General features: G+C 64.7%; 21 protein-coding genes. 4 read left to right on the top strand and 17 right to left on the bottom strand.

Annotated features, from left to right (window positions below; all coding sequences use genetic code 11):
- Positions 1-24: 24 nt before the first annotated feature.
- From AAK988_RS04575 to nhaA, 11 genes are all read right to left on the bottom strand, one after another.
- The gene (locus AAK988_RS04575; RefSeq protein ID WP_151431707.1) at positions 25-642 is read right to left on the bottom strand and encodes an IMPACT family protein; all 618 of its coding nucleotides are present in this window, start codon (positions 640-642) and stop codon (positions 25-27) included.
- A 34-nt stretch (positions 643-676) separates the two neighbouring features.
- On the bottom strand, positions 677-2,185 hold the full coding sequence (locus AAK988_RS04570) for a helix-turn-helix transcriptional regulator (protein ID WP_369880452.1): 1,509 nt from the start codon (positions 2,183-2,185) through the stop codon (positions 677-679).
- A 137-nt stretch (positions 2,186-2,322) separates the two neighbouring features.
- Positions 2,323-3,945, bottom strand: coding sequence for an FAD-dependent oxidoreductase (locus AAK988_RS04565; RefSeq protein ID WP_369872926.1), 1,623 nt, complete (start codon positions 3,943-3,945; stop codon positions 2,323-2,325).
- 229 nt (positions 3,946-4,174) lie between these two features.
- The gene (locus AAK988_RS04560) at positions 4,175-6,010 is read right to left on the bottom strand and encodes an ABC-F family ATP-binding cassette domain-containing protein (RefSeq protein ID WP_369872927.1); all 1,836 of its coding nucleotides are present in this window, start codon (positions 6,008-6,010) and stop codon (positions 4,175-4,177) included.
- 85 nt (positions 6,011-6,095) lie between these two features.
- On the bottom strand, positions 6,096-6,227 hold the full coding sequence (locus AAK988_RS04555; protein ID WP_369872928.1) for a hypothetical protein: 132 nt from the start codon (positions 6,225-6,227) through the stop codon (positions 6,096-6,098).
- Positions 6,228-6,401: 174 nt separating this feature from the next.
- On the bottom strand, positions 6,402-6,974 hold the full coding sequence (gene pth / locus AAK988_RS04550) for an aminoacyl-tRNA hydrolase (protein ID WP_369872929.1): 573 nt from the start codon (positions 6,972-6,974) through the stop codon (positions 6,402-6,404).
- Between the two features lie 192 nt (positions 6,975-7,166).
- Entirely contained in the window at positions 7,167-8,132 is a 966-nt protein-coding gene (locus tag AAK988_RS04545; protein ID WP_135969821.1) for a ribose-phosphate diphosphokinase, read from the bottom strand.
- A gap of 90 nt (positions 8,133-8,222) precedes the next feature.
- On the bottom strand, positions 8,223-9,599 hold the full coding sequence (gene glmU, locus AAK988_RS04540) for a bifunctional UDP-N-acetylglucosamine diphosphorylase/glucosamine-1-phosphate N-acetyltransferase GlmU (RefSeq protein ID WP_369880451.1): 1,377 nt from the start codon (positions 9,597-9,599) through the stop codon (positions 8,223-8,225).
- Between the two features lie 64 nt (positions 9,600-9,663).
- Positions 9,664-12,360, bottom strand: a complete 2,697-nt coding sequence (locus AAK988_RS04535) for a heavy metal translocating P-type ATPase (protein ID WP_369872931.1) — start codon at positions 12,358-12,360, stop codon at positions 9,664-9,666.
- Positions 12,361-12,369: 9 nt separating this feature from the next.
- The gene (locus tag AAK988_RS04530) at positions 12,370-12,717 is read right to left on the bottom strand and encodes a metal-sensing transcriptional repressor (RefSeq protein WP_136432365.1); all 348 of its coding nucleotides are present in this window, start codon (positions 12,715-12,717) and stop codon (positions 12,370-12,372) included.
- A 181-nt stretch (positions 12,718-12,898) separates the two neighbouring features.
- A complete protein-coding gene (gene nhaA, locus AAK988_RS04525; RefSeq protein ID WP_369880450.1) occupies positions 12,899-14,497 on the bottom strand; it encodes a Na+/H+ antiporter NhaA in 1,599 nt (532 codons plus the stop codon).
- A 425-nt stretch (positions 14,498-14,922) separates the two neighbouring features.
- Here nhaA and hpf point away from each other — a divergent pair, with 425 nt between their 5' ends.
- On the top strand, positions 14,923-15,507 hold the full coding sequence (gene hpf, locus AAK988_RS04520) for a ribosome hibernation-promoting factor, HPF/YfiA family (protein ID WP_135969816.1): 585 nt from the start codon (positions 14,923-14,925) through the stop codon (positions 15,505-15,507).
- Positions 15,508-15,510: 3 nt separating this feature from the next.
- On the top strand, positions 15,511-15,729 hold the full coding sequence (locus AAK988_RS04515; protein ID WP_028026870.1) for an acyl carrier protein: 219 nt from the start codon (positions 15,511-15,513) through the stop codon (positions 15,727-15,729).
- A 137-nt stretch (positions 15,730-15,866) separates the two neighbouring features.
- On the opposite strand, the gene AAK988_RS04510 is transcribed toward AAK988_RS04515, so the two are convergent.
- Positions 15,867-17,216 (bottom strand): bifunctional folylpolyglutamate synthase/dihydrofolate synthase, encoded by a 1,350-nt coding sequence (locus AAK988_RS04510; RefSeq protein WP_369880448.1) that lies wholly within the window; start codon positions 17,214-17,216, stop codon positions 15,867-15,869.
- Between the two features lie 140 nt (positions 17,217-17,356).
- On the opposite strand from AAK988_RS04510, the gene AAK988_RS04505 reads away from it, so the two are divergent.
- Complete coding sequence (locus AAK988_RS04505) at positions 17,357-18,280, top strand: magnesium transporter CorA family protein (RefSeq protein ID WP_369872934.1); 924 nt, start codon at positions 17,357-17,359, stop codon at positions 18,278-18,280.
- On the opposite strand, the gene AAK988_RS04500 is transcribed toward AAK988_RS04505, so the two are convergent.
- From AAK988_RS04500 to AAK988_RS04485, 4 genes are all read right to left on the bottom strand, one after another.
- The gene (locus AAK988_RS04500) at positions 18,258-18,854 is read right to left on the bottom strand and encodes a uracil-DNA glycosylase (RefSeq protein ID WP_289636000.1); all 597 of its coding nucleotides are present in this window, start codon (positions 18,852-18,854) and stop codon (positions 18,258-18,260) included. The two genes, AAK988_RS04505 and AAK988_RS04500, sit on opposite strands and share 23 nt — an antisense overlap.
- A gap of 15 nt (positions 18,855-18,869) precedes the next feature.
- Complete coding sequence (gene alr / locus AAK988_RS04495; RefSeq protein WP_369872935.1) at positions 18,870-20,294, bottom strand: alanine racemase; 1,425 nt, start codon at positions 20,292-20,294, stop codon at positions 18,870-18,872.
- 143 nt (positions 20,295-20,437) lie between these two features.
- Positions 20,438-20,971: a MogA/MoaB family molybdenum cofactor biosynthesis protein gene (locus AAK988_RS04490; protein WP_369880447.1), complete on the bottom strand. Its 534-nt coding sequence runs from the start codon at positions 20,969-20,971 to the stop codon at positions 20,438-20,440.
- 57 nt (positions 20,972-21,028) lie between these two features.
- Positions 21,029-22,285 (bottom strand): molybdopterin molybdotransferase MoeA, encoded by a 1,257-nt coding sequence (locus AAK988_RS04485; protein ID WP_369880446.1) that lies wholly within the window; start codon positions 22,283-22,285, stop codon positions 21,029-21,031.
- A gap of 554 nt (positions 22,286-22,839) precedes the next feature.
- On the opposite strand from AAK988_RS04485, the gene AAK988_RS04480 reads away from it, so the two are divergent.
- Positions 22,840-23,961: a putative NPN-dependent ornithine cyclodeaminase gene (locus AAK988_RS04480; protein ID WP_369872937.1), complete on the top strand. Its 1,122-nt coding sequence runs from the start codon at positions 22,840-22,842 to the stop codon at positions 23,959-23,961.
- Positions 23,962-24,058: 97 nt separating this feature from the next.
- On the opposite strand, the gene eno is transcribed toward AAK988_RS04480, so the two are convergent.
- The gene (gene eno / locus AAK988_RS04475; RefSeq protein WP_151430860.1) at positions 24,059-25,351 is read right to left on the bottom strand and encodes a phosphopyruvate hydratase; all 1,293 of its coding nucleotides are present in this window, start codon (positions 25,349-25,351) and stop codon (positions 24,059-24,061) included.
- Positions 25,352-25,383: the final 32 nt, after the last annotated feature.

The following is a 25,383-nucleotide window of genomic DNA, read 5'->3' as shown; positions in this document are numbered from 1 at the left end:
AAAGCATCTTACCACACTTCTGCGCTAGAACGCCGCGTCGAAGGGATCGGTCACGATGATTTCACTTTGGCCGCGGGTGAGCTCGGTGAGCTTCTCCAGGAAGGGGGACTGGGTGCCGTCGAGCATACGGAAGGTGATGAGCACGTTCTCGGCGAAGTCGGTGTCGTGCACCCGGGCACCGGCATCCTCGGCCAGGCGGCAGGCGGGCTCGTACAGGTTGTAGGGCACCTCCATCATGATGTCCACGCAGCGGGACACCACCACGATGCGCGCCGCATCGATGGCCGCCTTCGTCGCATCGGTATAGGCGCGCACAAGGCCGCCCGTGCCCAGCAGGATGCCGCCGAAGTAGCGGGTGACCACCACGGCCACATCCTCCAGGCCCGCGTGCTGGATGGCCTCAAGCGTGGGCATGCCCGCAGTCTTGGCCGGCTCGCCGTCATCGGTGTAGCGCACCCGTCCCCCGCGCAGCACATAGGCGTACACGTTGTGCCGCGCCATGCGGTGGGCCGCCTTCACCTCGGCGATGAAGGCAAGCGCCTCCTCCTCGGTCGTCACCGGCGCGATGCGACCGATGAAGCGGCTCTTCTTCTCGACGATCTCCGTCTCGGCGACGGCGGCTATGGTGCGATAGGCTGTCATCGGGCAAGGTCTTCCGCTATACTTAAAACTGACACTACTTGCCACCTTCCCGTCGGTCTCTTTCCACGTCTTCTACCAAATCAATGATCGCTTGCCGATTGTGCACACCGAGTTTGCGATAAATATTCTGCGTATGCGTCTGCGCAGTACGCTCGGAAATGAACAATGTCTCCCCTGTGCGTTTAGCACTGTAACCACAGGAAAGATAATACAGCACATCTACCTCACGATCAGACAAACCAGCCTCCTTGCCGATGGTCGCGCAAACTGTTCGGCGCCTATCCCGCTCGCCATCGGCAGATGGAGATGCGCTCGCAGGGAAAAGCAGCGCGAGCACATTGCCCTGGCACAATCGAGCGAGAAAGAGAAACAGCATGATGAGCGTGGCGAGCTCCGAGATCATAATAGTCGGATAGACACCCGTCGCTGCAGTTTGCCCTATCGAAGCAAGCAGAGGTGGGCAAAGCAGATAGGTCACAATTTTCTCAACGACCAAAGCGCTGCAGAGAAATACACCGAAGGTCTGCAACGGAGACAAGCGGTTCTGATAAGTGAAGAGCAGGATGCAAACAGCCAGTAAGAGCGTCAGAGAGAGCCCCGCATCAAACGTGACGAGATCATCGCCGAATTCCGCAAGTGACATGAGCACAGGAGTTGCAAGCAAACCAACAGCGACCCCAAGAGCCGCCACCCAAAAGGCCGAGCGATTCCAACTCGGAATATTGCCACGGGTCGAATGCGCCGAAGCCACCAGCAGCAGACCGGCAAATGTGAAATACGAAATAACAGGGAAATGGGAAACGGCGGCCGGCACGATCTCCCCACCGACGGCAGATACTTCATTCGTCATATCGAAGGCATAACGAAACGCATGAGAGACGGAAAGGACGAAATAAGCTGACAAAGGAAGAAGCCATGTCTTCAAGTAGGGGGCCTTGGTCAACCGATCATAGGAAGACGTAGCTTCTACAGTCGACGGCGCCCGAGGCGATAGAGCCACCGACAGCCCGGCCACCAGCAGCCCCACCGCAGGAACGAAGCCGAACAAGCTATCGGAAGTCGCCGTAACCGGCGAGAGCACTTTCCCCATCATCGACGATGCGCTCAGCACAGCAGCGCCCTGAAACAAACCCACTGTATACACAAGCCGCATAAGCATCAGCACGGCACCAGCAGAAATTATTAGAAAAGTCACCGCATAGCCGACAACGGCCAAAAGCGACAGGACTGGCGCCGCTTCTGCCGACGGCATTACCACGCCCATCAAATAGGATCCTGTCATCAAAGAAAACACCGCAGCACCGGCAAACAAAATCGGCTCACGATCCAGCAGGGCCTCGATGGCCCGATATTTCACCGCAGCGACAACGCAACCAGCAAGTAATAAGACAAGGAATAGTCCATAGCCAGCCTCGGCCCCCTCCCCCAAACGATAAAATAGCGTGACACGGTAGAAAGCACGTTGGTAGTACGGCCACAAAAAACTGAGGCCGACGAAATTAGCTATCGTGAGCGCACTCTTGTACGATTTGCTCCCAACCATTCCAACCCTCCCGAAGCCGTCTGAGTTCACAATACCACGAGTTGCCCTGCCCAGATCCCACAGCTGACATCGACGGCAAAGCCCCCGGCGTTGCAGAACGCCGGGGGCAGGGAGGGAGGGCTGAGGGAATACAGTAACTAAATGCCCAGGCAATTGCGAACGGAAATACGGCCGAAAGCGAGGCACTCACCGAGGTTGCCGGCGCCTTGGTACATATTGGACCATACTGAGCCGAACTCGCCGGCGCTGTACAGGTGCGGAATCGGCTGGCCATCGAGGTCGAGGATCTCGCCCTTGGCGCTGCGGCGCGGCCCACCATCAGTGTTCAGCATCGTCGGGGCGCAGAACAAGGCGTAAAAGGGCCCTTCTTCGATGGACTTCAATTTGTTGGCGGGACGATGGAAGTACACATCATTGCCATTGGCCACGCATTCGTTCCACTGAGAGACCGTCGTGGCCAGCGCCTCGGCCGGCACCTCGATCTTTCCAGCCAGCTCCTCGATGGTGTCGGCAGTGAATCCCCAGCCATCCATGGGATCGAAGTCGATGGCCATCATCTTGTTCTCGAGAATGGACTGATAGCCGGGGGCATCGGTAATGAACCAGGTCTTTGCCGGCATGGGCAGATGGGGCCACTCGCCGCCGAACTGCATGTGGCCGTGACGCGAGCCCACATGAGAGGAAAGATCCCCCACATCCATGAAATCCCAGTCCTCGCACACATCACCATCCCAGTCCATATAGAATCGTTGGCCATTGATGGCAACGGTAATGCCCTGGTCTTTGGGAGTGCGCATCAGACAAACATCACCGTCGATGGGGCTCATGGAGGTCCAGAAGCCGGCGCAGCTGTTCATGTGCCACATATCGGCCCCGGCACGGGCGCACATGGTAATGCCATCGCCCTCGTTGTACTCGCCGGCAATGCGTCGCGCCCATGGGCCGCTCAGGTAGTCAGCCTTCATCTGAGCGTTGTTCTCAAAGCCGCCCAAGCACATGATGACGCCCTTGTTCGCCTTCGCGTACTTGCTTGCGGTGCCATCGGTGTACACCACGCCGAGAATCTCCTTCGTGGCAGGGTCCTGGACCAAAGCCGTAACCGGCGAGCTCGTCTTGTGGGTAATAACATCGGTGAACTGGTTCTTCACGTTGTTCATGAAAGGCGTGACCTGAGTGTTCCCATTTCCATTGTCGTTCTTGAAACGCACGCGGCCCAAGGAATAGGCGTGGGGCATCTCGCTGTACTCGGGGTAGCAGCTCTCACCTGTTCCCGGCTCGAAGTACTCCGAAATCGTCACATCGTCTTCGCTGAAGCCGGGCAGGCTCCGCAGCCAATCGAGATTCTCCGCTATGCCGGCGGCGTAGGCATCGATCACATCATCGGGCACGTTGTCCATCTCGCCGCGCAGCTCGCGCACATATTCGGCGAAGTTATCGGGGTCCTTCGTCCAAAGCACCATGCCCGCGGCGAATGCGCTATTGCCGCCGCCCGTCTCCAAGGGACCCTTCTCCAAAAGCAGGCATGTGGCGCCATTGCCCTCGGTGGCCACCGTGACCGCCGCGGCCAAACCGGCCAAGCCGCCGCCCACGACGATGACATCGCTCTCCTCGTCCCAGCTGATGTCGTCGACCGAGGCCGCCTCGTCATTAGCCGGCGTCTCGGCCGCGGGGGCACATCCGGCCAGACCCGCGACGGCCGCACCTCCCAAGGCCACCGTCGCCGTCTTCAGGAACGCGCGCCTCGATTGCATAATGTCCATGATTTCCCTCCTAAACGATTTGGAGCTCTGCACCGCCCATCGGTGCGCTAACAGGAGGGATCATGAACCGCAGCGAGGGTCGGCGAAAGCGCAGCCCTTGCGTAAATGCGGCCGTCCGAACAGCTACGTAGTTTCTACGCAGCTGCTAAAAGAGGAGGTCAGATATGGTAATGGGCCGAAACGAGCGATTGCTTGCCCCAATGGGCCGAAATGTGCGTCAGGACCCGCGCTACTCCCCCAGCTTCTCGGCGGCCTCGAGCCATTCGAGCTCCAAGGCCTCTATCTGGTCTTGGAAGTCGGCGATCTCCTCCTGCATGGCGGTGAGCACCAGGTAGTCGGATTGGTCGGCCTCGGCCATCTCCAGCTGCTTCTTCTCGATCTTACCCTTCAGGGTGCCGATCTTCTTCTCGCTAGAGGCCATGAGCTTGCGCAGCTCGCGCTGTTCTCCGCCAGAAAGCGCCGGCGCCGCATGCCCCGCGGGATTCCCCGGGGTCACTTCCCCAGACGCGGCCTTCACCGCCGGCGTCGCCTTCCCAGGCGCCGCGATCGCCGCTTCCCGCTCGGCCTCTCTCGTCAGCTCCAGGTACTCTTCCACCCCGCGAGGCAGATGGCGCACCTTGCCATCGATGAGGGCGAACTGATGGTCGGTCACGCGCTCCATGAGGTAGCGGTCGTGGGTGACGAGCAAAAGCGTGCCCGGCCAGCCGTCGAGCAGGCTCTCCACGGCGGCCAGCATGTCGGTGTCCAAATCGTTGCCGGGCTCGTCCAAGATGAGCACGTTGGGCTCGTCGAGCAGGATGAGCATGAGCGCGAGCCGTCGCTTCTGGCCGCCCGACAAGTCGCACACCGGCTCGTTCTGGTCGTCCTTCGTGAAGCCCAGGCGCTCGAGCAGCTGGCCCGGGGTCTGCTCCTTGCCGTCGAGCATGGTGCGGCGCGAGTAGCGGGAGATCACCTGGCGCACCCGGTCGTCGCCGAGCTTCGTCAGCTCGTCCAAATGCTGGGAGAGCACCGCGAAGCGCACGGTCTGGCCGATCTTCACCCGCCCCCGATCGAGCGGCTGGAGGCCCTGGATGATGCGCAAAAGCGTGGTCTTGCCGATGCCGTTGGCGCCCACGATGCCGTAGCGGTCCCCGGGCCCGATGATCCAGTCCACATCGTCCAAGATGACCCGGTCGCCGAAGGAAAGCGAGGCGTCCTGCAGCTCCACCACGGTCTTGCCGAGCCGCGCCATGGCCATGCGCTTGAGCTCCAGTTCGTCTCGCAGGGGCGGCACGTCGGCAATGAGCGCCTGGGCCGCGGCCACGTGGAACTTGGGCTTGGTGGCCCGAGCCCGCGCGCCGCGCGAGAGCCACGCCAGTTCGCGGCGCAGGGCGTTCTGCCGCTTCTGCTCGGCCAGAGCCTGCAGCCGGTCGCGCTCCACCCGCTGCATGATGTAGGCGGAAAAGCCGCCCTCGAAGGGCCAGACCCGCTGACCGTGCACCTCCCACATGGTCTCGCACACCTCGTCAAGAAACCAGCGGTCGTGGGTCACCACGAGCAGGGCGCCATCCCCAGGGCGCCAACGGGATTTCAGATGATCGGCGAGCCATGCGATGGCCTTCACGTCCAAGTGGTTAGTAGGCTCGTCCAGCATGAGCACGTCCCAGTCGCCAATGAGCAGCCGCGCCAAGTCCACCCGGCGACGCTGACCGCCCGAGAGCGTGCCCACCAGCCCGTCCCAGGCCACATCGTCCAGAAGCCCCGCGATGATGGAACGCGTGCGGGCATCGCCGGCCCACTCGTATTCGGGGCGGCCCCCTACCACGGCCCGCCCGACCGTATCTTCATCGCACAGGCCGTCGGTCTGGCCGAGCACGCCCACCGACACACCGCGCGTGCGGATAACGCGACCACCATCCACTTCCACCTCGCCGGCAAGCACGCCGAGCAGCGTGGATTTGCCGTCGCCGTTCTTACCCACGATACCGATGCGGGCGCCCTCATCTACCCCGAGGGACAGCTCGGTGAACACTGTTTTCGTGGGGAATTCCACCCGCACTTTTTCGCAACCGAGAAGAAATGCCACGGAAAACGCCTTTCAATTATCGGGAACCTCGCCGCCCGATCCCGCGCGGCGATGCGCTCGGGATGAGACGAGAGGCCATTATACGCTAGCGGACCTTCCAAACGGCGGTGACGAGCACCACAAGCGAGAGCGCCGCCGACAGGGCGAAGGCCGCTCGATAGTCCCATATAACCGCTTCCGCGCCAACCGCGCCGGTCAGGGCGATGATCACGAGCACGAAATTCGTGCGGTTTGGGAGAGCGAGCCCAAGGCGCAGGTCGCCACTACGATGGCGAACAAGGCCCAGGTATGTTGCTTCTCGCTGAGATGCATCTGCTCCCACTCCCTTCGATTCGCGGCGCGCGACCCGCGGGCACTCCGCTGGAAAGGGCCCCGGCAAGGGGGCCCTTCGCTAGTTGTACTTCTGCTGGGTCTTCTCCAGGCCGTTGCCCATGAGGAAGAGCACCGCCTCGGCACCGAGGGCCACGGCGTGCTGGAAGGCCTCGGCGTCGTCCTTCCGCGGCTGGGAGAGCACCCAATCGACCACGGGCTTGCGCCCCGGCGGCCGCCCGATGCCGATGCGCACCCGGTACCAGTCGCGGGTGCCCAGCTTGTCGCCGATGGAGCGCAAGCCGTTGTGACCGGCATGCCCCCCGCCGAACTTCACCCGAATGGTGCCCGGATCGATATCCAGCTCGTCGTGGATGACGATGAGATGGTCGGGCGTCACTCCGTAGGTTTTCATGAGCGTCTTCACCGGACCGCCCGAGGTGTTCATGTAGCTCTGGGGCTTGGCGAGCACCACCTCTTCCCCGCGCCACTTCCCCTTGGCCGTGAGCGCCCCGCCCTCGGTCTTCCAGTAGCGGCAGCCCAGCTCATCGGCCAGCGCGTCCACGGTATCGAACCCGGCGTTGTGCCGCGTATGCTCATATTCCGCGCCCGGATTCCCCAGGCCCGCGATTAGAAATGTTTTCTTTTCTTCCACTTTTTCTCGAATCTTTTTGTCGCACTGGTGGCGCTGAAAACAGCGAGGGTCCGACAGGTGCCTGGAATTGTGCTGAAGCGCGGCCGAGCGGCCTTCGCGCCACGAGGGAAAGCGCTGAAGTGCAAGGCCAGGTGCCTGTCGGAGCCGCAGCGTCGGCCCGTCCGCCTGTCCGCCAGGACGGGCGGAACTACGTTATTCGAACAACTTACCGATGGAGCCGTTGTTGTACACCACATTGATGGTGCGGGCGAACAGCGGGGCAATGGAGAGCACCTTGATCTTGCCGGTCTGGCGCGCCAGCGGTACGGGCACGGCGTTGGTGACCACCACTTCCTCGATGCAGGAGTTCTCCAGGCGCTCGTAGGCCGGACCCGAGAACAGGCCGTGGGTAGCGCAGGCGTACACCTCGGCGGCGCCCTTGGCCTTCAGCGTGGCGGCCGCGGCCACGAGAGACCCGGCCGTGTCGATCATATCGTCGTTCAGGATGCAGATCTTATCGGTCACATCGCCAATGAGCGCGGTGATCTCGGCCTGGTTGTGCTTGGGTCGATCCTTGTGCATGATAGCCAGGGCGCAGTCCAGAGCCGAGGAGAACTTCTTCGCCGCCTTGGCGCGTCCCACGTCCGGGGACACCACGCAGAGGCGCTCGGGGTCGAAGTTCTTCGCGCGGAAGTAATCGACGAAGATGGGCATGGCCGTCATGTGGTTCACCGGAATGTCGAAGAAGCCTTGGATGGCATCCTGGTGCAGATCCACCGTGATGACGTTGTCGATGCCCGACACCGTGAGCAGATCGGCCACGAGCTTCGCCGTGATGGGCTCACGCGGAGCGGCCTTGCGATCCTGGCGGGCGTAGCCGTAATGGGCGATGACCGCCGAAATGGAGCGAGCGCTCGCGCGCTTGGCGGCGTCGGCCATGATGAGCAGTTCCATGAGGGCGTCGTTCACATCGAAGCCCTCGGCGGCGCAGACGGACTGGATGAGGAACACATCGGCCCCACGGACGGATTCCTGGTAGCGGGCGTAGATCTCGCCGTTGGCAAACTTCTCGTGCTTGATGTTGCCAAGGTTCACGTTCAGGTTCTTGGCGATCTCCTCGGCCAGCTCCGGATTTACCGAGCCAGAGAACAGGGCCATGCGCTTGGTCATCTCGGTCATGTCAGAATGTCCCTTCTGCAACAGATTTCGACGGTTGGGCCTATTGTAGTACGGCCGGACGCCCCCGCCGAGGCAAAACCGGCCCGTACCCTATTTCTTCTTCTCGATGGGATGGGCCGCCACCCACCCTTCGATCTCGGACTGGCGGGCGCGGCCGAGAGCGAGGGCCCCCGGGCTCACGTTCTTAGTGATGGTGGATCCGGCGCCCACGAGCGCCCCCTCCCCGATGGTCACCGGGGCCACGAGCATGGTGTCCGATCCCACAAAGACCCCGTCCTCGATGACAGTGGCGTGCTTGTTGGCGCCGTCGTAGTTGCAGGTGATGGTGCCGGCGCCGATGTTCACGCCCTCGCCGATGGTGGCGTCGCCGATGTAGGAGAGGTGCGGCACCTTGCTGCCCTTCCCCACCGTGGACTTCTTGATCTCCACGTGGGTGCCGGCCTTGGACCCCTCGCAGAGGTGGGTGCCGGGGCGCAGATAGGCCCGCGGCCCGCAGGAGGCACCGTCGTCGAGGCGGGCGCTCACGGCCACGGTCTCGTCCACCGTGCAGCCGGCACCCACGCACGTGTCGGTCAGGCGCGTGTTCGGGCCGATGAGGCTGTCCTCGCCGATGGCGGTACGGCCCATGAGAATGACGTTGGGCAGCACCTCCACATCGGCGGCAATGGTCACCTCGGGGCCGATATAGGCGGTGGCCGGATCCCACAGGGTGACACCGGCGGCCATATGGGCCTCGTTGATGCGCCGCTGCATGACGCGGGTGGCCTCGGCCAGCTGCCCGCGCGAGTTCACCCCCAGGCACTGCTCGGCGTCGTCGGTCTTGTAGGCCAGCACGGGCCGTCCCGCGGCACGGGCGATGGCCAGCACGTCGGTGAGATAGAACTCACCCTGGGCATTATTCGCGTCCACCTGGGCCAGGGCCTCGAAGAGGGCGGCGGCATCGAAGCAGTAGAAGCCCGAGTTGCACTCGGTGATGGCGGCCTCCTCGGCCGTGGCGTCCTTCTGCTCCACGATGCGGGCCACCTCGCCGGCCCCGTCGCGCACGATGCGGCCGTAGCCGAAGGGGTTCGCAAGCTCCATGGTGAGCACCACCACCGCGGCGTTATGCTCGGCGCGCAGGGCGCACATCTCGCGGATAGTGTCGGGGCGGATGAGGGGGCTGTCGCCGGAGAGCACCACCACGGCGCCGTCGAAGCCGGCAAGCGCGTCCTTGGCCGCCAGCACTGCGTCGGCCGTGCCCCGCTGCTGCGTCTGCACGACCACCTCGGTATCGCCCTCCACAAGCGGCGCCACCTGCTCGCGGCCATGGCCCACCACGGTGACGACGCGGTCGGCCCCTGCCCTCTTCGCCGCCTCCACGGCCCAGCGTACGAGCGGCCGGCCCAGCACCTCGTGAGCCACCTTCGGCTTCTTCGACTTCATGCGGGTACCGGCCCCCGCCGCCAGGATAATCGCAGCAGTTTCCATGCAACGCCTTTCTATGTCCCCGGGCCTTCCCGCCCGCACTTTTCGCATAGGGCAAAGTATAGCGCTATTTGAAGCGCTTCAGCAGTAGGGAGTTGCTCACCACCGACACGCTGGACAGGGCCATGGCGGCGCCAGCCAGGGCCGGGGCCAAGATGCCCACGGCCGCCAACGGGATCATGATGCAGTTGTAGATGAGCGCCCAGAACAGGTTCTGCTTGATCTTGCGCATGGTGGCGCGCGACAGGCGCAGGGCCACCACCACATCCGACAGGCGGTTGCGCATGAGCACCACCGAACCGGCGTCCAGCGCCACATCGGTGCCGCTCGCCATGGCCACGCCAATATCGGCGGCAGCGAGCGCCGGGGCATCGTTGATGCCGTCGCCCACGAAGGCCACGACGGCGGCCTTTCTCGGCGCGGTCCCAGGCCCATCTTTGCCGGCCGCCCCCGCGACAGCCTCCAACTCGGCCACAGCGGCTGCGCCCTTCACGTCGCGCACGCAATCGGCCTTCTCAAGGGGCTTCACGCCGGCGAACACGTGGGCGGGCGCAATGCCCACCTCGCCCGCGATGGCCCGGGCTGTGGGCGCCGCGTCGCCGGTGACCATGTAGGAGGTCACGCCGTAGCTCTCGCGCAGCTCGCGCAGAGTGCGGGCCGCATCGGGCTTCGACTCGTCGCGAAACTGGATGCAGCCCACGGGCGCGCCATCGATGGTCACGAGCGAGCCTGTGGCCCCGGCCCCGTCGCCGGCGGCCTTCCCGACGCCGACGAACACCTCGCGGCCCACCACCACGCCGCGCACGCCCTCGCCGACCACGGCCTGGAAGGACTCCACTGCCGGCAGATCGACCACGTTCGCATAGGCCACCACGGCGCGGGCGAGGGGGTGCTCGCTCTTCGCCTCCAGCGCGGCGGCCAGCCGCAGAGCATCGTCGGGCACGTCGCAGGCCACCACCGCCGGCTCGCCCACCGTGAGCGTGCCCGTCTTGTCGAACACAGCGGCCGTGAGGTTGCCCATGGTCTCAAGCACCGTGCCGTCCTTGATGAGCACGCCGAGCTGGGCACCCTTGCCCATGCCCACCGTGAGCGCCGTGGGCGTCGCCAGGCCGAGCGCGCAGGGGCAGGCCACGCAGATGACCGCGATGGCCGGCATGAGCGCCCGCACCACGCGCTCGTCAGGGGCAACTGGCGCGGCGAAGAACCATACGGCGAACGTGATGGCCGCGATGATCAAAATAGCCGGCACGAACACCGCCGCGATGCGATCGGCAATGCGCTGGATGGGCGCCTTGGTGCCCTGGGCGTCCTCTACGGCCCGCACGATGCGAGCGAGGGTGGAATCGGCCCCTACGCGCATGGCGCGCACGGTCACCGAGCCCGTGGTGTTCTGGGTGCCGCCCGTGACGGCATCGCCCGCGGCCTTCACCACCGGCAGCGTCTCGCCGGTGAGCATGGACTCGTCCACCTCGGTAGAGCCCTCGGTCACCACGCCGTCCACGGGCATCTTCTCGCCGGGGCGCACGAGCACCGTATCGCCCGCCACCACCTGGGAAAGCGGCACCTCCCGCTCCTCACCGCCGCGCAGCACGCGGGCCACAGGCGGCGTCAGGTTCATCAGCGACTCAATGGCCTGGTTCGTGGCCCCCTTCGCGCGGCTTTCCAGCATCTTGCCCAAGAGCACGAAGGTGATGAGCATGGCGCAAGTCTCGAAATAGGGCATGCCGTCGTTGATGGCCAGGGCCTCGTGGCTCGACCAGTCGCCCGTCACCACGGGCAGGAAGGTGATCCACAGCGAGAACAGAAACGCGATGGAGGTGCCCAAGGCCACGAGCACGTCCATATTCGCCGAGCCTCCCTTGAGCGAGCCCCACGCGCCCCGGTAGAAGCGCGCGCCGCAGCCGAACTGCACGGGAACGGTCAGCGCCAGCAGCAGAATGTTCGCCGCGAACATGGCCTGCACATGGGTGGGCTCGGACACGAACAGACCCGCCAGCGCGCTGCCTGCCCCCATGTGCCAGCCGGGGATCATGCCAACGGCCACGATGATGACGGTGAGAACAGCGGAGATGCCGAATACCTTGCGGTCGCGGACAGCTCGGGCCGCCTCGCGGGCACGGCGGCGCTCGTCCACCAAAGGCGCGTCCTCGGGAATGAGCTCGGCGGTGAAGGCGAGGTTGTCGAAGACGGCGAGCATGTCGTCCACGCTGGCCTGGGCCGGATCGAACACCACGCGACCGGTGTTGTTCGCGAGGTTCACGGCCACGTCGATCACGCCGGGCGTCTTGCGGTAGTGGCTCTCGATGGAGGCAGCGCAGTTCGCGCAGTGCATGCCCTCGATGGCCAGGCGAATGGCGGCCTCCGCGGACCCGTCGGCACCGTCGGCAGCAGGCGTCCCTTCGCCATCGGGCACCGCGTGCGTTTTCGCGGCAGCCCCCGTTTTCCGCACCTCGGCTTCCCCCTGAGCCTCAGCAGCCTCGGCCGCCTTCTTCGCCGCCCTCTCGGCCTCATCGGCGGCGATGTCGGCCGCGAAGGGGTGCGGGCCCGCCTCGGGCATGACGGCCACCTTGAAGTTGGTGTCATCGAGGGCGTGCAGCAGATCGTCCACACCCGCCTGGCCCGGATCGTAGGTCACCTCGGCGCTCTGGCCGGCCAGATCCACCGCCACCGCCGCCACGCCCGACAGCTCCTCGTAGTGCCGCGCCACATTCGCCACGCACTTCTCGCAGTGCATGACGGCCACGGCCAAACGCTGGGTTTCCATGAATGCCTCCTATTTCGCGAAGCGCCGCATGAGCGCCATCACTTCGTCGATTACCTCGTCGTTGCCCGCGCGCACCTCTTCCACTACGCAGGTGCGCATATGCTCGGCCAGAAGCATCTCCGACACGCGCCGCACGGCCGATTCGGCCGCCGCCAGCTGGGTGAGCACATCCCCACAGTAGCGGTTGTCCTGAACCATGGCCTTCACGCCGTTGAGCTGCCCTATGGCGCGATTCAGGCGCCGCTGCACGTCGGCCTGCAACGCCTCGGACCGCGGCGTGGCCTTATGGCGGCACCCGCACTCCCGCGCCGGCTCGACCAAGGCGGCTTCGCCGAGGCCCTCGCCCTTCTCTTCCATTCCTGCTCCTTCGATTGCAGATTCCGTTTTCTGCTTTATACCCCCTAGGGGTATTTTCTGTCAAGGGCCGCCTCCCTGGGTGGCAAGCATGCGCCCCGCATCTGAAGCGAGCGCCGACGAAAAAGGGCGCCCCTGCAGGAGCGCCCTCGCGAATTGAGTCAACTGGCGAAACTCGGCCGCCCTACGGCCGCGTGCCCGTCACATCCTCCGCCTCCTCGGCCTCGGCGCGGGCCGTCTCGTGGATGACGAACTCGGCCACCCCGCCCTCGGCCTCGAGCACCTCGCGCACATCGTCTACCACGTCATCGTCTCCGCAGGCGAGCACCAGGTCATCGGCCACATCGGCCGCTTCCTCCCCCGCAGTCTGGCGCACCACGTCGTCAAGAGAGGCCGACACGTACGAGATACCCTGGCACTCGGCGGCCTTGGCCTGCATGAACAGGAACACGAAGCCGATGACGCCGGCCAGAAGCGATGCCGACAGGATGCCGATCTTCGCATCGGCGATGAGCACGGCCTCGGGGAAGGCCAGGTTCGCCACGAAGATGGCCATGGTGAAGCCCACACCGCCCAGAATGCCGGCGCCCAGCATATGGATCCAGTTCACATGGTCGGGCAGATTCGCGATCTTGAACTTCACGGTCAGGAAGCTGAACAGCAGGATGCCGATGGGCTTGCCGAGCAGAAGGCCGAAGAACACGCCGAAAAACACCGGGCTCGACACCATGGCCAGCACATCGCCGCCGAGGAAGCTCACATCGGCGTTGGTCAGCGCGAACAGGGGCAGCACGGCGAAGTACACCCACGGGTACAGCATGTGCTCGAGGCGCGTGGCCGGGGGCACCACCTGCTTGGCGACGCTGGACAGGCGGCTCACGGTGAACATATAGTCCTTCTGGAGCACCACCGGCTGGCTCTCCACGAAGCTGTCGCGGGCCTCGCGCACCCGGTCGCCCGACCAGGTCATGAACTTCTGCAGGTCGACGCGGGATCCAGTGGGAATGGTGAAGGCCAGAAGCACGCCGGCGATAGTGGAGTGCACGCCGGACATGAACACAGCGAACCACAGCAGGCAACCGATGAGCAGATAGGGCGCCAGGGAGTATACATGGGCCCGGTTCAGCAGCACGAGGGCCACGAGCACCACCGCCGCCACGGCCAGCCACATCAGCGAGGGGCTCTGGCCATAGAAGATGGCGATGACGAGAATGGCGATGATGTCGTCGGCCACGGCCAGGGTAGAGAGGAACACGCGCACGCCGTTGGGCACGCGGTTGCCGAGCAGCGCCATGATGCCCAGGGCAAAGGCGATGTCGGTGGCTGTGGGCACGCCCCAACCGTGGGACGTCTCGGGGTTGGAGGCATTGAAGATGGAGTAGATGACGATGGGAGCCAGCACGCCGCCCATGGCCGCGATGATGGGCAGGGCCGCCTGGCGGATGTTCGTCAGCTCGCCGACGGTCATCTCGTACTTGATCTCCAACCCTACGAGCAGGAAAAATACCGCCATAAAGATATCGTTGATGATGTGGGCCAAAGACATCTCGCCGATAAAGCCGCCCACGCCCACTACCACATGGGTGTGCCAGAACTCCTCGAAGGGCTCGAAGGCCGGGGAATTCGCGATGACGAGCGCTACGATAGCGGCGGCGAGCATGATGGCCGCAGCCTTGGTAGACGAGTTCGTAAACTGGATCACCTTGAGCCAGCGACGCTGATGGCCCTGGACCTCGTCGATGAAAATGTGGTGGGGATCGGGGTTCTTCGCAGTGGGTTCCATGCTCACATCCTCAGGTTCTCGTTTTGGGCTGCCCGTGGGTCGGCCGCGCATATATCCGTTTATTGTATCGCTTTTCCCCGCGCCGACGACCAAAAGAACGACCCGTTGAGGGGCCGTCACGACAATCTCCATGCAAAACTAACGAGACAACGGCCGCATGAAAGTCTGCCGGCCGCAAGGTCAGACGCTGCCGTCTGATCGAGCTGCGGCCACTGAGCTGCGGCAGCGCTCGGAAGCGCCCATCAGACGGGAAACGTTTTCCTGCAACCTCAAATTGCCCGTCGATTCCGACCCAAAGTGCGCTATGCTGTTTTCTCCGGTTGGCAGCCCTCCCGCCGCCGCGCTTTCGTCACGCAGCTGGCGAGACCGACGCACCGAAGGCCTTCCAATCGAATCTGTAGGCCACGAATTAAAGAGGTGGAATCATGACGATCACCGTGTCCGGACGCAAAATGCCCGTCACCGACGCCCTTCGTCAATATGCCGAGGAGAAGGTGGGCAACGCCATCAAGGCCGTCGACGCCGACGCCGTATCCACGGAAGTTGTCCTGTACACTGAGAAGAACCCGGCCAATCCGCTGCCGGCCATCTGCGAGGTCACCGTTCGCATCAAGGGCCATATCGTGCGTGTGGAAGAGAGCGAAGAGGACATGTACGCCGCCATCGACGTGGCAGCTGCCAAGGTTGCCCGCCAGCTGCGCAAGTACAAGACCCGCGTGCTGGACAAGAAGGTCCGTGCCACCGAGCGCATCGTCGATTACGCCCACGAGGACGCCCACCCCGAGAGCGAGCTAGATCTTGACCGCCTCATGGACGAGCTGGCCGACGACGAGATCGTCCGCCGCAAGGAGACGGAGTTCACGCCCATGACCGAAGATGAGGCGCTCATCCAGATCGATCTTTTGGGCCACGACTTTTTCGCGTACACTGATCGTGACACCAACCTGGTGCACATCCTGTACCGCCGCGATGACGGCGGCTACGGCCTGCTCACGCAAAAGGAGGATTAGTTCATGGCAACTATCGACACCATCGCCGGCGTTCTCGAGAGCAACCTCGACATCGACCCCGCCACCGTCACCCCTGAGGCGACTTTCGAGTCCCTCGGCATCGACTCCCTGGACATGGTCGAGCTCATCTGCGATCTGGAAGAGGCCTGCGAGGTCGACTTCGGCGAGCCGGAGGGTCTCGTTACCGTAGGTGACCTGGTGACCTACATCGACTCCCTGTAAGTCGCGCGACACAGCATCGCACCCAAGCCCCCGCAGCTTCGGCCGCGGGGGCTTTTCGTTTTCCGAGCTATAGCCCCGTTTTCCAAAAGCCTGTTTCCGTACAGCAAACTCCCCCTTCGAAAACCAGGGCGCCCAAGCTACCGACATCCCGACGCATTCCCGAAGGCGGCAATGGCATAGAGAGTCCCGAAGGCCACGGCTACGCCTTCGGAGCCTGCTGCATCCCGCGCAGCGGCAAGGGCGGCGGCCGGGCTGGCGCAGATGCTTACCGGCACGGCACCGCCGCGGGAGGCGACCGCTCCGCTGCGAGCTTCCTCAGCCAGCACCTCCCGAACGCATGCAGCCAGCTCGTCGACCGCTAGGGCCCGGGGATTCTCCGGCGCATACACCGAGAACGAGGCGGCCCAGGGCGCCACGGCACACACCATGGCCGGATAGTCTTTGTCGGCCAACACGCCCAGGGCGAAGTGCACCGAGCTGCGCCCCGCCTCGCCCAGCAAGTCCGCAAGTGACGAGGCCAAAGCCTCGGCTCCCTGGGGGTTGTGGCCACCATCGACGATGGTGAGCGGGAAGGTGTCCACCACCTCGAAGCGCCCGGGCCAGCGGGCCGCCGCGATACCAGCGAAGTCGGCCCCATCGGAAATGGCCCAGCCTCGGGCGCGCAGCTCCTCGCACGCCGCAAGGGCCAGCACCGCATTGAAGGGCTGGTAGCTGCCGAGCAGGTGCGTCTCGAAGGGCCGCCCGCGATAGGAAAACCGCCGCAACGGCACGACGCCTTCGCCCCCGGCCCCCGCAAGCGGCTCCACCGCCAGGTCGGCGAAGTCGGGGCAACGCAGTTCGCAGCCCCGCTCGGCGCACACCGCCTCGATGACAGCCATGGCCTCGGGCTCCTGGGGCCAGCTGACCACTGGCACGCCGGCCTTCACGATGCCGGCCTTTTCCCCGGCGACAGCCGCCAGGGTGTCGCCCAGCAGATCGGTGTGGTCCAGTCCGATGCGGGTGATGATGCTCACCTCGGGCGCGTCGATGGCATTGGTGGCATCCAAACGACCGCCCAAGCCCACTTCCAGCACAACGATATCGCAGGCCGATGCCCGAAAGTGCTCCAGGGCCACGGCGGCCATCAGCTCGAATTCCGTGGGATGATCTCCCGTCGCGGCCTCTATGGCCGCGGCAGCGGGACGCACAACAGCCACGGCCCGAGCCAGCTCCTCAGCAGTGATGTCGGCGCCGTTCACGCGAATGCGCTCTTCGAAGCGCAGGATATAGGGGCTTGTGAACAGCCCCACGGTGTAGCCGGCCTCCTCGAGGATGCGAGCCAGATAGGCGCAGACCGACCCTTTTCCGTTCGTGCCCGCCATGTGGACGAAGCGCAGATCGTCCTGAGGACGGCCCAAGCGCTCCAGCAAGTCGGTCATGCGCTCGAGCCCCAAGCGTGATGCCTGCCAACGGGGCGTATTGATCCAGGCGACGGGATCGAAGGCCATAGGACCACCTTTCTTCGCGAAGGACACAGCGCCGCAGCGCCGGGCCACAAACAAGTGACAGATAGCCGCACGGGAACGGTTACCGCGCGGCTCATTCTATACTAGGGAACCGGAAGCGACGGTACCGCGAGGAGGAAATGATGGCCATTGTCTACGAACTGAACCAACCCCAGCCCCTCCGCGCTCCGAGCATTCGGGCGGATCCCCGCCCGCCCCTCGTGAAGGTCATCACCTCCCACGAGTTCGACGCTTTGCCCAACATCTCCCCGGAGGGCCGCAACGGCCTGGCGGCTCTGGAGCCGGCCGAGATGAACTTCGTGGAGCTGTACCCTTCCTTCGTCATCGGCTCTTTCGCCGTGCCCGACAAGACCGACCCCACGGCCGATCCCGACCGCATGTCATTCTATCTCGACGCCGACCGGCTCATCTTCATCGACGACGGCACCGTTGCCACCGATATGCTGGCCAAGGTGGCATCGAGCGGCATTCTCACCAAGGCCACCACCTCGCACTGCCTCTACGCCCTCATGAAGACGCTCATTGCCGACGATTTCACCTGGTTCTCCCTCATGGAAGATGCCATGGAGAAGATCGAGGAGGTCATGCTCGATCACAGCGAAACCGTATCGTCCCAGACCATCATGGGCTATCGCCGCGCCGCCATGCGCATGGGATCGTACTACCAGCAGATCGCCGTCATGGCCGATCTGATCGCCGACAACGAGAACAAGGTGATGAGCCGCGAGGAAGCCCGCGCCTTCAGCCACGTGGCCACCCACGCGAACCACCTGGCCGACCGCGCCGAGACCTTGCGCGAGTACAGCTTGCAGCTGCGCGAGCTCCATCAGACGCAGATCGACCTGAAGCAGAACTCCACCATGCAGATCCTCACCATCGTAACGGTCATGTTCGCACCGCTCACGCTGGTCACCGGCTGGTTCGGCATGAACCTCACCGTGCTGCCGGGCCTCGACTGGCCCTACATGGCGGCCACCATCATCACGCTCGCGCTCGTCATGATCGTGGCGATGGTGCTGTTCTTCAAGAAGAAGAACTGGCTGTAGCCGCCCGTCCGTCGGGAGCGGACAGAAGCTCGCCCAAGGTGGCGAAGTCGTTCTCCAGGGCCTCGCGCTTCTTGCCGTCGTAGAGGGCGGCGGCCGGATGGAAGATGGGGAACACCTTGAAGCGGCCGGCCTTCTGCAGCGTGCCGTGCAAGCGGGTGATGCCCACGTCAGTCTTCAGGATGAACTTCGTAGAGAAGTTGCCCAGCGTGACGATGAACTCCGGGTCGATGGTGCGGGTCTGCTCTCGGAGGAACGGCGTGCAGGCCTGGATCTCCTCGGGGCGCGGATCGCGATTCGAGGGCGGCCGACATTTCAGTACATTGGCGATGAACACCTCGTCACGGGCAAGCCCGGCGATGGCCAGCAGCTCGTTGAGGTACTTGCCCGCCGCGCCCACGAACGGCTCGCCCTGCAAGTCCTCGTTCTTGCCCGGGGCCTCCCCTACGATAAGCACCCGCGCCTCGGGATTGCCCACGCCGAACACGGTCTGGGTGCGCCCCTCGCACAGCGGGCACTGCCGGCACGCCGCTACCTGAGCCCGCAGCTCGTCTAAGGGGATGTGGGGCTTCGGCATGTTCATGGTCTTCTCCTAAAGGTAGATGCGAGGCAGTCGCGAACAGCCGAACCCTATGGCCACCTCGTGCTGGATGGTGCCCAAGGTCTCGGCCATCTCGTCGATGGTGACGGCCGCCTCGCCCTGCTCTCCCACGATGACCACCTCGTCGCCGATCTGGGGATCGACGGCGAGGCGCTGGCGCAGATTCACCTCGAACATGCACTGGTCCATGCAGATGTTCCCCGCCTGATGGAAGCGGCGGCCGCCGAGGAGCACGTCAGTGCGATTGGAGAGCCCGCGACGCAAACCGTCGGCATAGCCGATGGGCAGAGTGCATATCTTCACCGAGCCGGGGCTGCGGTAGTGCAGCCCGTAGCTGACCCCCTCGTTCACGGACACGATCTTCACGTCGGTGATGCGGGCCTTCACGGCCATGGCCGGCTTCAAATCGATGAGCGGGTAGGCCTCCGGGCAGGGATAGAAGCCGTAGAGCGAGATGCCCAGGCGCACCATGTCCAACTGCACCTCCGGGTAGCGGATGGCCGCCGCGGAGTTGGCCGCGTGCACGATGCCCGGGTTCAGCCCCGCGGCCCGCAGGGCGTTCACCGCCTCGGCGAAGCGCTTCACCTGGCGCTCGAAGTCGATGGTGCCAGGGCAGTCAGCGGTGGCGAAGTGCGTGAAGGTGCCCTCAAGATCCAGGGCCCGATGGAACGAGATCTGCCGAGCGAATTCCACCACCTCGTCCCAACGCACGCCAATGCGGTTCATGCCCGTGTTAACCTTCAAGTGGAACGGAGCTCGCAGCCCGAAGGCATCGGCGGCCTCGGCATAGCGGATGGCGAACTCGGCGGTATAGACGCTCGGCATGATCTTGTAGGCCAGAAGCAGCGGAATGGCCGTAGCCGGGGGCTCGGCCAACACGAGCACCGGGGCGTTCACATAGGCCTCGCGCAGGGCGATAGCCTCGTCCACCGTGGCCACGCCCAGGTACTCAGCTCCGGAATTCAGGGCCGTCTTGGCCACCTGCACGGCCCCATGGCCGTAGGCATCGGCCTTTACCACGGCCATAAGTCGACAGCCGGGACGCAGGCGATGCTTCACCGTTGAAGCATTGTGGCGGATGGCATTCAGGTTAATCTCCACCCAGGACCAGCGCCGATCGGTCTCGGGAATATGGGCGAGCTTGTCGGGATCGAAGCGCGGGGGGCCAGCCGGAGCCGTGCCGCTCTCGGCGAACTGCAGCACATCGGAGGCCGGCGCCATGCGCCCCGCAGCCCCCCGGTCCGCCGCTCCCGCGGCCGGACCTGCCGGCACCCAGCCGCCGACCGCAGAGCGCTCCTGCTTGCGGGCCGCAAAGGGCGTGTCGTCATAGCGGGAACTGCGCAAGGCGTCGCCCGCCGACACGAAATTCGGGTCACGGCGCGAAAAGCCCGTAAAGCCGTTGGGAAGATCTGCCATGAAACGCCACCTCGAAATCGCACCGGGAGCCTGTGTTATCGGGCCCCAGTATAGCGCTTATCGCCCCGTGCAGCGACGGGCAACCGCCATCTTCACGGCACGGGGGGCGCAACAGGGCGCGGGCGCTTTTGCGCGAGTGCCCCTTACCCGAGCTCGCCTCGCGCTGCCGCAGCAGAGAGTTTTTCCGAGAGGCTCTTCTGCGTGTCATGGCCGCCTCCGGCCATCATCTTCACGGCGTGGGGCAGCGCCGCCACGATGCCCTCCCAATTCTCGGTGGCCGCCTTGGTGGAACCGGGCAGGTTGATGATGAGGGTGCGGCCCCGCTGGGCGCAGATGGCCCGGGACAGCATGGCGTAGGGGGTGATCTTCAGGCTGTGGACGCGCATGACCTCGGCAATGCCCGGCACCTCGCGGTCGGCCACGTCGCGGGTGGCCTCGGGGGTCACGTCCCGCAGCGAGAGGCCGCTGCCGCCGCAGGTGAGCACCACGTCGGCATCGGTGTGGTCGCACGCGTCCAGCAACGCCCCGGCGATAAACGGGCGCTCGTCTTTCTCCACAACACGGCGGATGCACTCCCAGCCCTCGGCGGCGATCAGCTCTTCCAGCTTAGCCCCCGCCTCATCAGTCTCCAGGGTGCGGGTATCAGAGCAAGTGATAATGGCAAATTTGATGGTCATGGGATTCCTTTCCGTCAGCCTTCCCTCTTCAACGGAGCCGCGACGGGCACAGGCAGGCTAGAGACAAACCTCTTCCGGCACATCCAGCAGGATGCAGTCTACCATGGTTCCCGCCGGCTGGGGCTCGCTGCCCTCGGGCATGATGGCCATGCAGTTGGTCTTCTGAATGGGCCCGAACAGCCCCGAGCTCTGGTTCCTGGCCGGCGTCACCTCGAACGTGCCGTCGGCGGCGCGAGTGAGCGTACCGCGCAGGAAGATGCGCCGCGGGTCGCGGTTCTTCTCGTCGGCGGTCAGGCGCGCCCGCACCACGGGGTGGTCCATGAACGTGTAGCCCTGCATGGTACGCAGGGCCGGGCGGATAATCAGCTCGAAGCCCACGTAGGCCGCGGCCGGGTTGCCCGGCAGGCCGAAGACCGGCGTGCCATTCACCAGCCCGAAGGTTTGGGCCTTGCCCGGGCGCATGTTCACCGTGGCCATGAGCAACTCCCCCAGATCGGCCACCACGGGCTTGATGAAATCGTAGTCGCCATTGGCCGCCCCGCCCGTGGTCACCACGAAGTCGTACTCCTCCGTGGCCGCGGCCACGGCCGCGCGCAGGGCCTCGTAGGTGTCCTCCACGATGGGAAGGATATGGGGCACCGCGCCGGCCCGGCTCGCGCAGGCGGCCATGGCGTAGCTGTTGGAATTGCGGATCTTGCCGGGGCCAGGCACCTCCGCAGGGGACACGAGCTCGCTGCCCGTGGCGATGATGGCCACCCGGGGGGGGCGGCGCACCGGCACCTCCAACACGCCGCAGCCGGCCAGAAAGCCCACGCCGGCCGCGCCGACGACCTCGCCGGCGCGCACGACCACCTCGCCGGCCCGGGCCTCCTCGCCGGCGGGGCGCACATTGGACCCCACCTTTGTCGGCGCCGCAAAGGACACGAGCGATCCTGCATGCCCGTCGCCTTCCACCACGGCCACGATCTCGTATTTCACCACGGCATCGGCATCGTCGGGCAGGCAGGCGCCGGTCATGATGCGCACGCACTCCCCCGCCCCGATGACGCCCTCGAACACATCGCCGGCACCGATCTCGGCGATCACGCGCAGGACCACGGGCGCCTCCCCGTCGGCCGCCTCGATCTCGGCGGCCCGCAGGGCGAAGCCGTCCATGGCCGAGTGGGCGAAGGGGGACACGTCGATGTCGCTGGCCAGATCGGCCGCGGCCACCCGACCCACGGCATCCAGCAGCCCCACGGTTTCCACGGCCATCGGCTCCACGGCGCCGCACACGAGCGCGCGGGCCTCTTCCAGCGAGATCATATCCTTCACGTCGGTTCCCTTTCTCCTCCTCAAGCACTCGCGCGGCTGGGCACGCCAACCCGAGCACGCTGCGCCATATTTCCGCGCTCTATTATAACCGTCCGAGGATAAACCTGCGCGAAAGAGAGCGCGTTTTCAGAGCGACCGCGATTCCGAGCGATCGCGATTCCCGTCGCGCCGATTTTGCGCAGTAAACTCCGCGAGATAGACCCCGGCGCAGCCTTGCTCGTACCGAAGAGAGCTCCTTATTTGAGAAATGCCTGGTCAGCTTCATGGCTAATTGGCCGTATAACGCCTTATGCCGCCCCGTTGCCCCTCGCGCATCTATTTCGCGGAGTTTGCTGCACAAAATCTGCCCCTTTGGAAACAAAACTACCCCTTAGCCGACCGACAGCCCGTTGCAGAGTAATTATCCGCGACACAAGCGTTCTCGCTGAAGCCCGAAATGCCAGAAGTCCCGGACGGGCGCGGCGTCGTTGTGGAAAACAGCGGCCTGGCCCTCGGAAGCGTTTCGGCCGCGCTACAATGCGGATACCGAAACCGCTTCTGAGAGAAGGCCACCCATGGATTTCGCGCCCACCCCCTATACCGCCCCCGACTTCTCGCTGCCGCACCTAATTGCCGCGCCGAACGCGGTCCTCGTGCCCGCGCCGAAGGATTTCGTGGCCCCCGAGAACTACCACGCTATGTCCATCTATCCCGAGTACCTGAAAATCGACGGGGAATGGGTGCTCGCCCGGGACTCCCGCATGGACTGCGTGGCCGTGGTGGAAGACGGCGCGGTGTTCGTGCGCGAATTCCGCCACATCCGCGCCGGCGACCTGATCGCCTGCGGGCGCACCGAGAACGGCGAGGAGGGCATCCTCGTGTACACCGAGGGCTTCCGCAGCTTGACCGCAGCCGAGAACGGGGCGCCCCACCCCGGAGGCCACGACAACTTCGCCTTCCGCCTCGGCCGTAGCCGCGAGACGGCCTTCTCCCGCGACTACGACGAGCTCTACGAGCTTTTGCGCCACGAGCGCGACCACGGCTTTATCGTGTGGGTCATGGGGCCGGCCTTCACGTTCAACGGGTTTTCGCGCGATGCCTTCGCCAAGATCGTCGATGCCGGCTACGCCGATGCGGTGTTCGCCGGCAACGCCCTGGCCACCCACGATTTGGAAGGGGCCTACTTCCACACGTCGCTGGGCCAGGACATCGAGACCCAGGAGAACCGCCCCAACGGCCATTACCATCATCTGGACACCATCAACCGCGTGCGCTATTGGGGAAGCATCGAGCGGTTCATCGAAGAGGAGGGCGTGCGCGACGGCATCATGGAGGCGCTTGTGCGCAACAACGTACCCTACGTGCTCGCCGGTTCCATCCGCGACGATGGCCCCTTGCCCGGCGTGTTCGGCAACGCCTACGATGCCCAGGATGCCATGCGCGACCACATCCGATCGGCCACCACGGTCATCTGCATGGCCACCATGCTGCACACCATCGCCACGGGCAACATGACCCCGAGCTACCGGGTACTGCCCGACGGCACCATCCGCCCCGTGTACTTCTACTGCGTGGACATTGCGGAATTCGCCGTGAACAAGCTCGTGGACCGGGGCAGCCTCGCCAGCCGCGGCATCGTCACCAACGTGCAGGACTTCATCGCGAACATCGCCAAGGGTTTGGGATTGTTGGGGTAGATTTCCCGAGAACGAGAGCATTCTGCGAAGAAAACGCTCCCCGCTGGAATGCGTCCGGCAGGGAGCGTTTTTCAGTAGGGCGAGTTCCGACGGTAGCTTAGCGCTTGATGTTGTAGAAGGCCTTCATGCCGGCGTAGACGGCCTGACCCTCCAACTGTTCCTCGATGCGGATGAGCTGGTTGTACTTGGCCACGCGATCGGAGCGGGCCGGGGCGCCGGTCTTGATCTGGCCGGTGTTCAGCGCCACGGACAGATCGGCGATGGTCACGTCCTCGGTCTCGCCGGAGCGGTGGCTCATAACGCAGGCATAACCGGCCTGCTTGGCCATCTCGATGGCCTCGAGGGTCTCGGTGAGGCTGCCGATCTGGTTCACCTTGATGAGGATGGCGTTGGCGCAGCCCAGCTCGATGCCCTTGGCCAGGCGCTTGGAGTTGGTCACGAACAGGTCGTCGCCCACCAGCTGCACGCGGTCGCCGATGCGCTCGGTCAGCTTCTTCCAGCCGTCCCAATCTTCCTCGGCCATGCCGTCCTCGATGGACACGATGGGGTACTTGTTCACCAAGGCCTCCCAGTAGTCCACCATCTCGTCGCTCGTGAGCTCGCGGCCCTCGCCGGCCAGCACGTACTTGCCGGTCTCGGCGTTGTAGAACTCGGTGGACGCCGGATCCATGGCGAACAGGATGTCGGTACCGGGCTTATAGCCGGCGGCCTCGCAGGCCTGCACAATGTAGGCCAGGGGCTCCTCATTGGTCTTCAGGTTGGGGGCAAAGCCGCCCTCGTCGCCCACGCCGCCGCCAAGGCCGGCATCGTGGAGCACTTTCTTCAGGGTGTGGTAGATCTCGGCGCACCAGCGCAGGGCCTCGGCGAAGGTGGCCGCACCCACGGGCATGATCATGAATTCCTGGAAGTCCACGTTGTTGTCAGCGTGCACGCCGCCGTTCAGGATGTTCATCATGGGCGTAGGCAGAAGGTGCGCGTTGGCACCGCCCACGTACTTATACAGGGGCAGCTCGGCCGCCTCGGCGGCAGCCTTGGCCACAGCCAGCGACACGCCCAGGATGGCGTTGGCGCCCAGAGCGCCCTTGTTCTCGGTGCCGTCCAGGGCGATCATGGCCGCGTCGATGGCGCGCTGGTCATCGGCCTCGAGGCCGATGAGCGTCTCGGCGATCTCGCCGTTCACATGGGCCACAGCATCCAGGGTGCCCTTGCCCAGGTAGCGCTTCTTGTCGCAGTCGCGCAGCTCCACGGCCTCGAAGGCGCCGGTGGACGCCCCGGAGGGAACCGCCGCGCGACCGAAGGAACCGTCCTCCAGCACGACCTCCACTTCGACGGTGGGATTGCCGCGGGAATCGAGGATCTCGCGCCCGTACACATCGATGATGACGCTCATGTAGTGCCTCCTTGCAGGTAATGTCGACGCTG

The sequence above is a fragment of the Adlercreutzia muris genome (genome assembly GCF_041223505.1).
In the GTDB taxonomy this organism is placed as follows: domain Bacteria; phylum Actinomycetota; class Coriobacteriia; order Coriobacteriales; family Eggerthellaceae; genus Adlercreutzia; species Adlercreutzia muris.
The sequence above is the reverse complement of the archived record's forward strand: the minus strand, read 5'-3'. Positions and strand labels throughout refer to the sequence as shown.